This is a genomic window from Glutamicibacter sp. NPDC090743, from assembly GCF_044769125.1.
Lineage (GTDB): Bacteria > Actinomycetota > Actinomycetes > Actinomycetales > Micrococcaceae > Glutamicibacter.
This window is the reverse complement of record NZ_JBIVXE010000006.1, coordinates 44,469-59,129: the sequence shown is the minus strand read 5'-3', so window position 1 is coordinate 59,129 and position 14,661 is coordinate 44,469. Positions and strand designations below refer to the sequence as shown.

12 protein-coding genes and 1 tRNA gene are annotated in these 14,661 nt (G+C 62.2%); 6 read left to right on the top strand and 7 right to left on the bottom strand.

Annotation, left to right across the window (positions count from 1 at the left end; all coding sequences use genetic code 11):
* Window positions 1-16 precede the first annotated feature (16 nt).
* Both ACIQTS_RS13250 and tadA read right to left on the bottom strand, forming a co-directional pair.
* Window positions 17-107: transfer RNA gene (locus ACIQTS_RS13250), tRNA-Ser, on the bottom strand.
* Between the two features lie 94 nt (window positions 108-201).
* On the bottom strand, window positions 202-678 hold the full coding sequence (tadA, locus tag ACIQTS_RS13245; RefSeq protein ID WP_105658823.1) for a tRNA adenosine(34) deaminase TadA: 477 nt from the start codon (window positions 676-678) through the stop codon (window positions 202-204).
* 169 nt (window positions 679-847) lie between these two features.
* Here tadA and upp point away from each other — a divergent pair, with 169 nt between their 5' ends.
* Window positions 848-1,495: a uracil phosphoribosyltransferase gene (upp, locus tag ACIQTS_RS13240; RefSeq protein ID WP_105658822.1), complete on the top strand. Its 648-nt coding sequence runs from the start codon at window positions 848-850 to the stop codon at window positions 1,493-1,495.
* Between the two features lie 35 nt (window positions 1,496-1,530).
* Here upp and ACIQTS_RS13235 read toward each other — a convergent pair whose 3' ends face one another.
* Window positions 1,531-3,015, bottom strand: a complete 1,485-nt coding sequence (locus ACIQTS_RS13235; RefSeq protein ID WP_286172350.1) for a cell wall metabolism sensor histidine kinase WalK — start codon at window positions 3,013-3,015, stop codon at window positions 1,531-1,533.
* A 23-nt stretch (window positions 3,016-3,038) separates the two neighbouring features.
* Entirely contained in the window at window positions 3,039-3,779 is a 741-nt protein-coding gene (locus tag ACIQTS_RS13230) for a response regulator transcription factor (protein WP_105658820.1), read from the bottom strand.
* Window positions 3,780-4,393: 614 nt separating this feature from the next.
* Here ACIQTS_RS13230 and ACIQTS_RS13225 point away from each other — a divergent pair.
* The 4 genes from ACIQTS_RS13225 to ACIQTS_RS13210 all read left to right on the top strand — a co-directional run bounded on the left by ACIQTS_RS13225 (window position 4,394) and on the right by ACIQTS_RS13210 (window position 8,753).
* On the top strand, window positions 4,394-5,179 hold the full coding sequence (locus ACIQTS_RS13225) for a winged helix-turn-helix domain-containing protein (protein ID WP_105658819.1): 786 nt from the start codon (window positions 4,394-4,396) through the stop codon (window positions 5,177-5,179).
* 69 nt (window positions 5,180-5,248) lie between these two features.
* The gene (locus ACIQTS_RS13220) at window positions 5,249-5,776 is read left to right on the top strand and encodes a SixA phosphatase family protein (RefSeq protein WP_402473631.1); all 528 of its coding nucleotides are present in this window, start codon (window positions 5,249-5,251) and stop codon (window positions 5,774-5,776) included.
* A gap of 227 nt (window positions 5,777-6,003) precedes the next feature.
* Window positions 6,004-7,131 carry a DUF1611 domain-containing protein gene (locus tag ACIQTS_RS13215; protein ID WP_402473630.1) on the top strand — a complete coding sequence of 376 codons (1,128 nt, stop codon included), beginning with the start codon at window positions 6,004-6,006 and terminating at the stop codon, window positions 7,129-7,131.
* Between the two features lie 8 nt (window positions 7,132-7,139).
* Complete coding sequence (locus ACIQTS_RS13210; RefSeq protein ID WP_105658816.1) at window positions 7,140-8,753, top strand: ABC transporter ATP-binding protein; 1,614 nt, start codon at window positions 7,140-7,142, stop codon at window positions 8,751-8,753.
* Here the strand turns inward: ACIQTS_RS13210 and ACIQTS_RS13205 are convergent.
* From ACIQTS_RS13205 to ACIQTS_RS13195, 3 genes are read right to left on the bottom strand one after another with little or no spacing between them, the layout of a single operon-like run.
* Window positions 8,750-9,361: a TetR/AcrR family transcriptional regulator gene (locus ACIQTS_RS13205; protein ID WP_400291237.1), complete on the bottom strand. Its 612-nt coding sequence runs from the start codon at window positions 9,359-9,361 to the stop codon at window positions 8,750-8,752. The genes ACIQTS_RS13210 and ACIQTS_RS13205 overlap by 4 nt on opposite strands.
* A complete protein-coding gene (locus tag ACIQTS_RS13200; RefSeq protein ID WP_402473629.1) occupies window positions 9,358-11,688 on the bottom strand; it encodes a YhgE/Pip family protein in 2,331 nt (776 codons plus the stop codon). Before ACIQTS_RS13200 ends, ACIQTS_RS13205 begins: the two co-directional genes overlap by 4 nt.
* 3 nt (window positions 11,689-11,691) lie before the next feature.
* The gene (locus tag ACIQTS_RS13195) at window positions 11,692-12,474 is read right to left on the bottom strand and encodes an ABC transporter ATP-binding protein (protein ID WP_402473628.1); all 783 of its coding nucleotides are present in this window, start codon (window positions 12,472-12,474) and stop codon (window positions 11,692-11,694) included.
* A gap of 221 nt (window positions 12,475-12,695) precedes the next feature.
* Here ACIQTS_RS13195 and ACIQTS_RS13190 point away from each other — a divergent pair, with 221 nt between their 5' ends.
* On the top strand, window positions 12,696-14,612 hold the full coding sequence (locus tag ACIQTS_RS13190) for an ExeM/NucH family extracellular endonuclease (RefSeq protein ID WP_402473627.1): 1,917 nt from the start codon (window positions 12,696-12,698) through the stop codon (window positions 14,610-14,612).
* The last annotated feature ends 49 nt before the right edge of the window (window positions 14,613-14,661 follow it).

The following is a 14,661-nucleotide window of genomic DNA, read 5'->3' as shown; positions in this document are numbered from 1 at the left end:
GACCAGGGGTTTTCATTGGCGGTGACGGTGGGATTTGAACCCACGGTACGGGGTTACCGTACACAACATTTCGAGTGTTGCACCTTCGGCCGCTCGGACACGTCACCAGACCTGATAACTCTATAACGAACATCAGGCGAAAACAAAAACGAGAGCGCTGTTTTTGGCCTGAAGTGTTCCGAAACACATCAACGTCGGTTTCTAGCCGCGCTTGCTCCGGAAGAATTCACGCAACAGGTCACCGCATTCTTCTTCCTTGACCCGCGAGTACACCTCGACCCAATGGTTCAATCGCGGTTCACGGACGATATCGAAGACCGAGCCGCACGCGCCGGCCTTCTCGTCCCAGGCCCCGAAGACCAATTTGGGAATGCGCGAAAGGACTATTGCCCCGGCGCACATGGCGCAGGGCTCAAGGGTCACCACCAGGGTGCAGTCGGATAAGCGCCAGCCATCATCTTGTCCCTTGGCTTCCAAGGCCTTGACCGCATTGCGAATGGCGACCACCTCGGCATGCGCCGTGGGGTCCTTGATGGCCTCGCGCTCGTTGCGTCCGGTGGCCAGGACTTCGCCTTCGGGGGAGAGGATGACGGCGCCGATGGGTACGTCATCAGTAGCCAGCGCTTCGCGCGCTTCAGCCAAGGCGAGGTCCATCCAAGCATCAAATTCGTGCACCATAGTGCTTTCACTTTACGTGTTTTGGGACGGTAGCCGGGTGCTCGGAGTGTGGTGCACTGCGCACTGCACTGAAGTTTGCTGTTTCCTTGGGCACACCAAAGTGCTTTAACGGCGGGAAATCGGGGATATCTCTCGATTTGCCTGAGTCGGTGCTGATAGATTTCTACTTATGCGCGTACAGGTAGTCGACCACCCACTGGTGGCACACAAGGTTTCGGTTCTTCGTGATAAGAACACCCCATCCTCGATTTTCCGCCAGCTGACCGACGAACTGGTCACCCTGCTGGCTTATGAGGCAACCCGCGAGGTGAAAACCGAAAACGTTGAGGTGCAGACCCCGGTCGCCACCACCACCGGTACCTCCATTGCCAAGCCGACCCCGCTGGTTGTCCCCATCCTGCGCGCCGGCCTGGGCATGCTCGAAGGCATGACCCGCCTGGTTCCGACCGCTGAGGTCGGCTTCCTGGGCATGGCCCGCAACGAGGCAACCCTGGACATCATCACCTACGCTGACCGCGTGCCAAATGACTTGGCCGGCCGCCAAGTGTTCGTGCTGGATCCGATGCTGGCCACCGGCGGCACCCTGGCCGAGGCCATCAAGTTCATCTTCGAACGCGGCGCAGAATCCGTTACCTGCATTTGCCTGATCGCTGCCCCTGAGGGCATCGAGCGTCTGAAGGAAATCCACGGTGGCGATCATCGCGTGCACATCGTGCTGGCAGCGATGGACGAAAAGCTGGACGAGAAGTCCTACATCATCCCAGGCCTGGGCGATGCCGGCGACCGCCTGTATGGCGTGACCCCGCCCATTGCCTAGTTCCAGCTAAGCGATGTGCCCGAAGGCTGCGGTGACTACACCGCAGCCTTCGGCGTTTCTTCACCGGTTTCGGGCGTGTCCAACGGAAGCCGGACCTCGAAGACGGTATCTCCTGGCTGGGAGGTGACCGTGACGGTGCCCCCGTGGGCTTCGACGATGCTCTTGGCGATCGGCAGGCCCAGCCCGGTCGTGCCATCGGAGCCAGAACGCGCCTTGTCGGCGCGGGTGAAACGTTCGAAGACCCGAGGCAGGAATTCCGGGGCAATGCCCTCACCGGTGTCGTGAACCCGGATGATGGCTTCATCGGTGTCTTCGTCTTGGTCCACCGAAACGGTGACGGTGTTTCCGGCCGTCGTGTGCTTGCGGGCGTTGGCCAAGAGGTTGGTGATCACCCGGCGAAGCGAGGCCGAGTCGCCATTGACGATGGTCTGCGGCGCCTGGCAGTCGAACTCCCAATGGTGGTCGCTCGCGGTGAGCTTGAAGTCCTCGGTGATATCCGATGTCAGCGAGCACAGGTCAATTTCGCTGCGCTTGAACGCATTCTCCTCATCCAGCCGAGCCAGGAGCAGTAGATTTTCAACCAGTGAGCTCATTCGGCTGCTTTGCTGCAGAACGCGGTCCACCGAGCGCTGCCCGTCCGGGGAGAAATGCTCAGTGGCCGAGAGCAGCTCGGTGTAGCCGCGGATCGCCGAGAGCGGAGTGCGCAGTTCGTGCGAGGCATCGGCGACAAATTGGCGCATCTGGGCCTGGGACTTCTCGCGGGCGGTCAGCGCGGTGGAGACGTTGCTGATCATCGCGTTCAGCGCATTGCCGACATTGCCCACCTCGGTACCGGGGACTGCATCTTGCGCCGGGACGCGCTGGGTCAGGTCCACCTTTCCTGAATCAAGCTCTTCGGCGGCAACCGAAGCAGCCACGGTGGCCACGCGCTTCAGCGAGGCAAGCGAGCGGGAGATCAGCCACGAACCGGCCAGGCCCGCACCGGCGATCAGGATCAAGGCGATGAACAGCGTCAGCCAGGCCATGCCGCGCAACGCCAGATCGGTGCTGTGCAGGGGCAAACCGACAATCAGGATGCCGTTGGATCCAGAGTCCTTGACTGCGACGAGGTAATAGTCGCCCACAGTCAGGTGGGCACGTACCGGCTTGAACTGCCCGCCGGCACGCAACGTGCTCAGCTCCAGATCCACCATCGGGATGGCATCTTCCTGGCTCAGCTGCTTCAGCACGCCGGTGCGTTCGTCCAGCACCCCGCCGTTGAAGACGTATTTGTCGACGAACCGCGCGGTCAGCGTGCCGGCGGACTGGCCGGGGGCATCAAGCCGGGAGTTCACCGCTGGTGCACCCTGCGAATAATTCAGCGCGCGTTCGGTGGTGAGCCGCAGCTGGCTGTTGAGCTGGTCCATCAAGGTCTGGCGCATGCCCGCGTTATAGAGCAGGCCGAGCAAGACAGATACGGCGGTGACCGAGGTCAGCAGGATGAGCAGCAGTTTGCGCTGCAGCGCGTGCGGCGAGCTCACCCTGGTATTCGGGGAAAAGAAACTCATGCAGCCGGCTTCAGCACGTAGCCAACGCCACGCACGGTGTGGATCATCGGCTCCGCGTCAACGTCAATCTTCTTGCGCAGGTACGAGATGTACAGTTCGACGATGTTCGCCTGGCCGTCGAAATCGTAGTGCCAGACGTTGTCCAGGATCTGCGACTTGGATACCACACGGCGGGCGTTGTTCATCAGGTAGCTGAGCAGGTCGAATTCGGTGGCGGTCAGCGAAATTTCGCGGCCTGCGCGGGATACGTCGTGCGAGTCCATGTTCAGCACCAGATCGCCGACGACCAATTCAGCGGAATCCGCAGTGGCCGCACCGGAACGTTCCACGAGTCGGTGCAATCGGATCAGGACCTCTTCGAGGCTGAAGGGCTTGGCGACGTAGTCGTCTGCACCGGCCCCCAGGCCCTCGATACGGTCTTCAACCGCGTCCTTGGCAGTGAGGAAAAGTACGGGGATTTCAGGGAAGTGGGTGCGCACCTTGCGCAGCACCTCGGGGCCGTCGAACCCAGGCAGCATCCAGTCGAGAACCAGTACGTCCGGCGCCAGGGAGCGAGCGGTGGCTACTGCTTCGGGCCCATCGTGGGCCATCGTGGCTTCCCAGCCGAGCATGCGGGTTCCCATGGCGACCAATTCCGCCAATGAAGGTTCATCATCGACCACGAGAACTTTGATTGCCGTGCCATCAGGGTGAGTCAGCCGGGGCAATTGCGAAGGGGAGAATCGTGATTCATTCATGTTAATCAGCTTGTCCTATTGCCATGGGCCGAGAATATGTTTTTGCTGTGTGCCAGCTATGACTATAAGTCGATTTTATGCGGGGAAAACCCGAACCGATAGTGGTTAATTTGGTCAACCCCTAAGAACGACGAATGATTGAAGCGTGGACGGACCATAGTGATGAATGAATATTCAGGCCTATGAATGGACCGGGCATAATGACGAAGTTCTATTGATATGTTGACCATATTGTTTAGTTAAGCGCTTAGGTAGCCTAGAATTGTCTAAAGTGTTGTGCGTCACGTTTGGAAACATTCGTCTCACTATGTGGACGCAGGTGTTCATTGTTACTTGCAAGTTGCCAATGTTACGAGGAAACTAGAGGTGTGAGTACGGCGCAGGACGGTAAAAGCACCTCGGATTCCAACATCGAGTTGCCCAAGATCGTCCTCAACGAATGCTCGGCGTCCATGGCATCCAAGCCGAATTATGAGTGATTTGTAATCCGATCTTGGGAGTTATTGACGGGAAACCCAACTGCTGAACGTGGACGAAGGCCGCGAACAGCGCAAGCAAAACCCGAAGCATGAGCGCCAAACCACTTGGCCTTCGCACTAAAAGAGGAAAAGATTATGTCGGCTGGTTCCGGATACGTCCACGTTTCAATTCGCAATGCGCAGAACCGCGCAGCAGCTGCGCAGCGTTCAGCTTCTGGCAGCTATGCACCAGCGGGTTACCGTCCGCTGCGCGCGGTTTCCAATGTTCATGAAACACGTGATGCATCGCATCAGCCGGCTAGCACTCCAGTGCAGTCAACAGGCCAGCCAAGCGCCGACACCTCCGCACGCGGCTTCGTGCTCTACGTGGGCCTGGATGAAACTGCCGCCCAGGCGCAGGGCACCTCGCTGGGCAAGCTGGCCACCCAGGTCCGCGCCTTCCTGGCCACTTTGTCGCCGCAAGCGCAGACCCATGCCGCCGTGGCACTGGCTCCAACTAGCGCCCAGGGTGAGCCCATCGATGTAGTTCGCCAGGCTTTGGGCGATCCGACGATTTCCCGCCGGCCACGCGCTGAAGCCCGTCCATCCACCCCGCGCCCATCTGGCGTGCTGATCGACCTCTCGCGCCGCGAAGTCTACCTGGATGGCGAAACCCTGAACCTGACCTTCAAGGAATTCGAGCTGCTGAACTTCCTCGTGGAAAACGGCACCCGCACCGTAGGCCGCGAAGAGCTGCTGGAAAACCTGTGGCGCAATGCCGAAGAAGTCCCTAACGAACGCACCATCGACGTGCATATCCGTCGTCTGCGTTCCAAGCTGGGACGCCTGGCCAATACCGTGCGCACCGTACGTGGCCAGGGCTACCGCTTCTACGAGCACCCAGAAGTTGTTGTCTGGGCAGCTCCGGAATACTCCATCTAGCATCAGCTGGCAGCAGTGGCGGGCAAACCGGGTTCGGTTTGCCCGCCACTGCTGTCTTAAGCTGGAACAATGAACACCATGCATTCCCGCAAGCTCATGCTGATGCGCCACGCCAAAGCCGACTACCCGCTGGGCGTCGCGGATCACGAACGGCCGCTGGCGGCCCGCGGGCACCGCGAAGCCCCGGCCGCCGGAGCCTGGCTTGTGGAGAATGGCCTGATACCGGACTACATCATCTGCTCCGACGCGCTGCGTGCGCGCTCCACCTGCGCCTGGGTACTTTCCGAACTCGGCGAGAAGGGCCCGACCCCCTATGTCGATTCGCGCATTTTCACCGCAGGAGTCTCGCAGCTGTGCTCCATCATCAATGAAGTTCCCGATACGGTCAGCAACCTGCTGGTGATCGGGCACCAGCCGGTGCTCCAGGAATTGGCGCTGCGCTTGGCGGCAATGGACTCGGATGAAGAAGCCGTTTACGAGCTGGCGATGAACTATCCGACCCTGGGAACCACGGTGCTGGAAACCAAGCATCCGTACTCGCACCTGGATGCCCGTGATGCGCGCGTCACGCATTTCACCGCACCGCGGCCCGCATGAGAGAAGTCTCATCAAGTTTTTTCTAATGCACTAGTCAGCCTGTAAATAAGCGGTGATCTGCCTTTATGAGAAGCAGATGATAGGCCTCTCATCGAATACACCTCGCCGCCTCATGAACCGTTCACTTTCAGTTAACCATTGCTCGTTTCACTGGGAATCGTTGGCAGCACGGCCAGCACCGGCAAACCGCAACGGCGGGCCGGAAACACTGAAAGAGGAATAGGCAGATGGCCATCATCGCAGAATCACTTCCAACGCAGACCCCCGCAGCGCGCAATGAAGTGCAGCAGCAGATCGATGCACAGCGCGCCCGCACCATCCGCGCTGCCTACACCACCCGCTTCGTTGCAGCCGAGCTGCAGCGCAATCCGCAGGATTTCGAGATCGTGCGCCGCGCAAACATGGTGCCGCGTGCCGGTGACGTCGTCATCGCGACTGTGACCGAGCTAGGCAAGCACACGCGCCTGCAGTCCCCGGTTTCCCGACGCCAGCTGATGTTCGTCGGACAGGAAATCATGGTCGCCTACGGCCACCGCTACGCACCAGACCAGTTCCTGGCCCATGTGCCGGATAACCTGGGTCCATGCCAGCTGGTTGCAGGCGGCGGTGTCGCCAGCGAAGTCATCGAACAGCACGCCTCGATCGATAAGGCGACACAGCTGCAGCCCGCAGGCCTGCTGATGCGCCACGGCAAGGTCGTGAACCTGGTGGACTTCGCTCCACTGGGCATCGAGAACGCATCGCCGCGCGCAGCGCAGGTTGCCGCGCCGCGCCCGCCGGTGATCGCAGTGCTGGGCACCTCGATGAACTCCGGCAAGTCCACCACCCTGGGATGCCTGGTCAACGGACTGGTCAACTCCGGCATGGAAGTTGCCGCAGGCAAGGCCACCGGCACGGGTGCCGGCAATGATCCGAACCTGTTCACCGATGCCGGCGCCTTCAGCGTCTGCGACTTCACCGACTTCGGCTTCCCAACCACCTACCGCTTGGACTACGAAACCGTGCGCGACCTGCTGGTGGCGATGATCCGCGAGCAAAGCGCCACCGGCGCAGACGCAGTGGTCATCGAGATCGCCGACGGGCTGTTCCAGGGCGAAACTTCCCGCTTGCTGCGCGACCCGATTTTCGCCGAGCATGTAGACCGCGTGCTGTTCAGCGCCCAGGACGCCTTGGGCGCCCAGGCCGGAGAGCGGATCCTGCGCGAAGCAGGCCTGGATGTTGCCGCGGTTTCCGGGGTGCTCACGGCCTCCCCGCTGGCCGCGATGGAAGCCCATGCGCAGCTGTCCACCCCGGTCATCGGGACCTTCGACCTGTGCCAGGCAGAGGTTGCCGCCGCCCTGCTGCCAACCCGCTAGGAGCCAAGATGCTGGACCAGAAGATCGCCGTTGAGCAGCCGGCGCAGCCTGGGCGCCTGCCGGCCCTGGTAGCGCCCGGGCGGCGGATGCTGCTGGCCGGATTGCTCAGCCTGGGCATTCTCGCCGGCTTGCTCTCGATTGCCATTGGCTGGCTGATCGGACAGCTCTCGGCCCGCATCAGCTGGGCAGCTCTTGGCGCGGTCCTGGGCTTGGTGGGATGCTTCTTCCTGGCCAAGTACGCTGAACGGGTGCTGGCCGAGAAGCTCGGCCAGCATTATGTGGCCCAGCTGCGCCGCGGGCTGGTCACGCACGCTTTGCGCAGTGCACGCGGTCCGTCCATGGGCATCACCATCGCCCGTTCCACCAACGACCTGTCCTCGATCCGCAACTGGATTGTGCAGGGCATGGTCCCGCTGGTCGCCGGTTTGCCATTGCTGATTGTCAGCGGTGCGGGCCTGTGGTTCCTGCATCCGCTCCTGGCCCTGAGCTTGGCCGCGACCCTGGTGCTCGAGGGCGTCCTGCTGGCGGCCTTGGCCGGGGGTACTTTCCTGAGCGCCAGGACCTTGCGCCGGCACCGTGGGAGCCTGGCCTCGCGCATTGCCGATACCGTCGCGGCGCGGACAGCTATTGCGGCCGGCGGCGGCGTGGAACGTGAAGTGCAAAGGGTGCAGGACTCCTCGCAGAAGGTGATCGATGCTTCGGTGCATCGCGCCCGGTTCGCCGCCGCCCTGCGTGGCGGGGCGCTGGCCATTCCACTGCTGGGTACCGCGCTGGTTGTGGCAGCGGCCTCGATGGCGCAGCTTCCGCCAGCTGCCGTGGCGACCGCCCTGACGCTGATGGGAATTTGCGCAGGAACCCTGGGCGAGTGGGGCCGCGTGGTGGAGTACCGGCAGAATTACAAGGCGGGCCGGCGAATCATCGCGCCGCTGCTGGCCGAGCAGGAACGCTGGCGGGCCCGCGAAGAATCTTCGGCAAGCACCCGCGATGCCAAGGAGCTAATGCTCCAGCCTTCCTCGGTGCGCATCCAGGTGCCCGCAGGGATGGCCGACCAGTTTTCCACCCTGCGGGCACAGCCCGGGGAGCGAATTGCGCTGCGTGGAAGCCAGGGCCAATGCGCGGCGCTGCTTTCGGCCATTGCTACCGGCGCCCTGGTGCACGGCGCCGACCCGCAGGCCGGGGTGTGGATCGCCGAGGGGCGCAGCGAGGATCTGCCTGCTGCCGGCCGCCGCAAGCTCGTGGGCTCCGCATTGGAATCCATGGTTCCCGAGCGCGGAAGTGTCGCCCGTGCGCTGCGGTATCGCCATCCGGGCGCTTCGCTGCGCAAGGCCGTGGCGCTGGCTGAAACCTGCGGTTTGAAGATGGCCGATTTGCCCGGTGGAGCGGAAGCCCGCTTGCGCCGGGGCGGCGAACCGCTTAGTTCCGGGCAGCAAGCATCGTTGCTGGTGGCACGGGCGCTGTTGCGCGAACCGCCCTTGCTGGTGGTCGATTCGCTGCTGACCCGCTTGCCCGATGGAGCCTACGGCGACGTGGCCGAACTGCTCAACGGCTATCCCGGGGTGCTGCTCTTCAGCGCCGGACTGCCTGGCATCAGGGAAACCGCCAGCTGGGACGCGCAGGCCTAGGAGCCGGCCGCCGGACGGGTAGCGCGAAGCCCATCCACGGTGAGCAGCACGGCGCGCACCGTTTGCCCGCGATCCAGGCCGGTCTGCCCCGAGGCGCGCATCCGGGCAGTAAACAAGGCCGCACCGAAAATACTGGTGGCTACCGAGAGCTTCTGGTCGGGCTCGAGCACGACCAGGCGTTCGAGAACCTCGATGATCAGCCCGGTCACCTGCGTGTGCAGCGGGGTGCTGGCGAACGCATTGGCGGTGTCCGCGCTCAGCTGCTCCTGCATCCACAGGTGGGCAAAGGAGGGGTAGCTGGCGACGAAGTCCATGGAGAATTCCAGCATCTGCCTCAGCGCAAGGTAGGGGTCTTCCCCGGAGGCCGCACGTGCCAGTTCGCCCATGAGCTTGTGCGCGCCGTAGCTGAGGATCTGGCTGACCAGCTCGTCTTTGGAACCGAAATTGTAGTAGACCGTGCCCTTGGAAACGCCGGCCGCGGCCGCGATCTCGTCCACCGAGACGGACTCGGGGGAGCGCGAACCGAGCAGCTGCATGGCCGCTTCGAAGAGCTTCTCCTTCGAATCCGTGGCCCGCACACGGCGGCGTTGGCCCGTTGGCGTTGTCATTCTTTCAGCTCCGGTTGCAGTGTTTTCAAGCTCCAGGTCTTGTTCTTGCGTACCGCAAGCATACTCAAGACTAGTCCAATGGCGGTGTAGAGCAGCAACGAACCGGCAACCGATGGCAGCACTCCCAGATCCGCGCCGTACATCAGGTGGCGCATGCCGATCACCACATTGCTCATGGGCAGGATCCGGTGCAGCAGGTGCAGCGAATCAGGCAAGGTCTCCCAGGGGAAGGTGCCGCCTGAGGTGACCAGCTGCAGGACCATCAGTACCAGCACCACGAACTTTCCAGCGGTGCCCAGCAGCGCGAAGCACCCCTGGATCAGCGCACTGAAGCATAAGGCAGAACCGGCCAGCAAAGCCCAGATCAGCCACGGGTGGGCGGCATGCAGTCCCAGCCCGAATCGCACCACCGCGTAGAGCAGGCTGGTTTGCAGCACTGCGATGGCGGCGAAGGGCAACCAGCCGCCGATGGAAATTTTCCAGTTGCTGCCGTTGGAAGCCAGCGCGCGCTTGGTCATCGGGCGCATCACCTGGGTCAGGATCAGCACGCCGATAAAGGTCGCCAGGGTCATGAAGAAGGGGGCAAGGCCTTCGCCATAAGCCTGCGCTTCGGCCTGCTTGCTATTGGAGACAGCTACCGGATTGCCCATGACTTCGGCCAGTTGCCCGCTGGTGGACTTATCGGGGTTCGGCACCTTCCCGGTGCCGTCCTCCAGGCCGGCGGCCAATTCATCTGAACCGTCTTGCAGTTCTTCGGTGCCGTCCGAGAGCTCGCCGACTCCATCGGAGAGCTGCACCAGTCCGTTGTGCAGGGCTCCGGTGCCGGCGAGCAGTGTGCCGGCACCCTGATCCAGTTGGCTTGCGCCGTCAGCCGCGTTGGTGGCGCCATTCAATGCGGACTGCTGGCCCTCGGCCAGGGTCTTTGCCCCGGTGTGGGCTTCGGCGGCGCCGGAGGCGAGCTTCGCCGAGCCTTGGGCTGCCGAGCCGATGCCCTTCGCGAGTGCAGGCATGGCGTCATCCAACGCCTTGGTGCCATCCGCGAGGGTGCCCAGGCCGGTGGCCAGCTGCTGGTTTCCTTCGGCTACCTGCGCCGATCCGTCGGCGAGGGTGTGCAGCTGCGTTTGCAGGGTAGATAACTCGGTATTGACCTGGGTCACTTTGGTATCCAAGGCATTGCCGAGCGTAGAATTCTGCACGCTTTGGCTGACCGTGCTCTGGATGGAATCAGCCTGGTCCTGGGTGAGCACGCCACTGCTGACCAACTCGTCCAGGCGCTGCTGCGTATCTTCCTTGACGCTATCCAGCTGCGTTTTCGTGTTGGCCTGCAGCTGGTCGATTACCGCGATGGCGTCATCTGCCGTGCTGGCCAGCTGCTGGTTGCCGTCTGCGACCTGCTGTGAACCGGCAGCAAGCTGGTCGGCGGCTTCTTTCGCGCTGGCGGCGCCTTGATCCAGCTTCGAGACGGAACCGGGCAGCGCTTTGGTCTGCGTCTTCAAGGTGTGCAGACCGTCGCTCAGCTCTTTGCTGCCGTCGGCCAGCTGCGCGGTGCCGTCGGCCAGTTCGGCGCTGCCGTCGCGCAGCCGGGTTTGGCCGTCGACCAGTTGGCCCAACCCTCCCGACAGGTCGGCGGTGCCATTCTTCAGGGTCTTGGTGCCCGAGTTCAGCTCGGTGCTGCCATCGACGAGCTTGGTGGTGCCATCGGCCAAGGTGACCACGCCATCGCCCAGTCGCAGGGTGCCATCGTAGAGCTTCCCGGCGCCGTCTGCGGCTTCGCCCATCGAATCGTGGATGTCCACGAATCCGGCGATCATCGCCGAAGCCGTTTCGGTTCCCACTTCCTGGGCGACCGAGGTGCGCACCGTGGTAGCCAGCGTTTTGGCGAAGTTGGAAACCATGAAGTTATTGGCATCGTTGGTCAGCAGCTCGATATTGGCCTGTTCGGCATCATCGAAATCGCCCGGCGAGACCAGGGCTGAGGAAAAGTCCTCGGGCAGGATCAGCGCAAAGGCGTACTGGCCGGTGGCCACGGCCTGCTCGGCTTCCGCCTTGGAATCCACGTGCGCCCAGCTGAAGGTGCCGTCGTCTTCCAATTCCTCGACGACGTCGTCGCCGACTCGGGTTTTCTCGCCGTCCTGTTCGGCGCCTTCATCCAGATTGACCACGGCGGCCGTGACCTTGTCGAGGTTTCCCTGGGGGTCCCAGTTGGCGTAGAGGTAGAGCGCGCCATAGAGCAGCGGAACGCAGGTGACCGCGATGAGCGCCAGTTTGGGCAAGGTGCCGCGGCTCATCCGCTTGAGCTCGGAGAGGGCAAGTCGCAAAGTTGTCATGGTCTATTCCTTTGCTTCGCACTGAACAGCGTCAGCAAGTTCGTCGGCTGGGAGGAAGAAATCGTGGTTGTCCGCGATGCCCTCGGCCATGGCCAGGTGATCCAGGCCCAGATCGAGTTCGCCTTGGATGAACCCGGTGGATGGATCGGGTAGCGGGAGCACTGCTGGTTCCGGGTCGGCGTCCTGCCCGGTTTGCGGCTGCCAGCACTGGGGCAGCCGGCTGACGATAGCCAGGACTGCGAATTCCCGATGCGAGGAAGCGAAGTTCTCCAGGGTCTCGAGCCAATGCTCGTCTTCCAGATCGTGCCGGTCCGGTGAATCGACGATGAGCAATTCAAGACGGGGATTCTCGGCAGCCAGCAGGAGCTGGAGTTCGAAGAGGCGGCCCGGATCGATGGCATCGCTCCAGCAGCTGGCGATATCGTCGAATCCATGCTGCGCCATCCACTTCCTGGCGCCGGGCTTGCGCCAGCTTGGCCCCGGGATCAGCCCCAGATCTTCTGCGACAAGATCGCAAACCTTCAAGTGGGATTCGGGTTCATTGATCCCCGGCGAATCGACCAGAGCGCTGTGCTTGCGCAGGGTTCGCAGCTTCGGATCCGCATTCCACACCACCGTCCCGGAGCTGGGTGCCATGCGTCCGCTCAGTACTAGGCCCAGCGCGGTCCGGGAAATCTGCGGCTCGGATACCAGCAGCTGCAGTTCACCTCTTTGCAGTTGCACGGAGGTGGGCCCCACGAGCTGGTCGTGGCGTCCCTTGACGGTAATGGAATCTGCGGTAAGCACAGTTAAAGGCTAATTGAACTGACCAGTCAGTTCAATTAGTGAAAAGGTTCCTTTAATCACTACTGGACGTAAAGCGTTTGATGACCTTTGATGGTTGTTGGGTACGTCACGAAAAAGCGGGGCAGAGTTCAGGAGCAGTTAATCGGGCTTTGCTTACCTTGGAACCAGGCCCATGCACGCGGCAGGGCCGCCGCTGCTTGAATATCTACCTAGGGAAAAACATGATCAATAGACGTCCCACTCGCATCGCTGCCGCGGTGCTGGGAACCGCGCTTGCGGTTTCGAGCTTCTCGGCGGCGCACGCCGATACTGCCGAAATCACCCCCATCGAACAGATCCAGGGGACCGGCGACAGCTCACCCATGGCTGGCCAGGACGCAACTGTGCGCGGTGTTGTCACCGGAGCCTACGCCGACGGCGGATTCCGCGGTTTCTATCTGCAGAGCGCTGGCAGCGGCGTAGATGCCTCGGGCCAGGCGAGCTCGGCGATCTTCGTGTACGCGCCGGACGAGGTTTCCTCGGTGAGCGTCGGCGACCATGTCCAGGTTTCTGGCGAAGTGTCCGAATACTATGGCTTGACCCAGCTCAAGGCCGGCAGCGTCGAGGTGCTCGATGAACCGGCGCAGGGCGTCAAGCCGCTGGCGATTTCGCTGCCGAGCAGCGATGCCGAGCGCGAGCGCTTTGAATCCATGCTGATCGAGCCGCAGGGCGAGTTCACCGTCTCGGATAACTACTCGCTGAACCAGTACGGCGAGCTGAGCCTGGCCATGGGCACCAGCGAGATCCTGCCCGGCGAACGGCTGCTGCGCCAGCCAACCGATGTCTTCAAGCCGGGCAGTGCCCAGGCCAAGGCTCTCGCGGCGGAAAACGAGCAGCGCTCGATCGTGGTCGATGACGGGGCCACGCTGAACTTCTCAACCAGCAAGAACAAGCAGATCGCCCTGCCGTACATCGACGCGCAGCAGCGCGTCACCGTAGGCGCTGACGCATCCTTCATCGCACCGGTCATCTTGGACTACCGCTACGATATGTGGCGTTTGCAGCCGCAGGGCCAGGTGGTCGGCGCCGATGATGCCGATATCGCCGTGAACTTCGAGCAGGTCGACAACGACGCTCCGCAAGAGGTGGGCGGCAATGTCAGCGTTGGCAGCTTCAACGTGCTGAACTACTTCACCACTACCGGCGACATGCTCGATGGGTGCTCGTACTACACCGACCGCGAGGGCAATCCAATCAATGTCCGCGGTGGTTGCGATGCGCGCGGCGCGGCGACCGCTGAAAGCTTTGAGCGCCAGCAGTCCAAGATCGTTGCCGCACTGGGCAAGTTCACCGCAGACGTGGTGGTCCTGGAAGAAATCGAGAACTCGGCACGCTTCGGACAGAACCGCGATGCCGCCCTGGCTCACTTGGTCAACGAGTTGAACCAGGAAGCTGGCCAGAAGGTTTGGAGCTATGTCCCTACCCCATCGGTTGTGCCCGCTGACGAAGATGTTATCCGCACCGCGATCATCTACCGCGACAAGTCAGTGAAGCCCATCGACGAGTCGGTCATCCTCGACGATCCAGCATTCGTGAACGCCCGGGATCCACTGGCCCAGGCCTTCCAGCGTGTCGGCGGAAACCAGAACACCCGCTTCCTGGTCGTTGCCAACCACTTCAAGTCCAAGGGCTCGGATCCTGCTGATGGATCGGGCAATGCCGACAGCGGCGATGGCCAAGGCGCTTGGAACGAAGCCCGTGTCGGCCAAGCGGAAGCGCTGGTTGGCTTCGCGGACGATCTGAAGAAATCGCGCAATACCGACCAGGTGCTGCTGGCGGGGGACTTCAACTCCTATTCGGCTGAAGATCCGATGCAGGTTCTGGTTGAAGCCGGGTACGTGGACCTCGGCGCCGCAGCCGATTCCCAGAGCTACCTCTACGACGGCTTGGTGGGCTCGCTGGACCACATCTTCGCTTCGGAGAAGCTGGCGGGCAAGGTGACTGGAGAAGACATCTGGAACATCAACGCCCTTGAATCCGTGGGCTACGAATACAGCCGCTACAACAACAACATCACTAACCTGTTCGCGGCTGACCAGTACCGTTCCTCGGATCATGACCCGGTGCTCGTCGGACTGCAGCTGGATAAGAAAAACTGACTTTTCCCGCCTGCGCGGTGGCGGGGCGCTCTTCTTCCCTGAAGAGCGC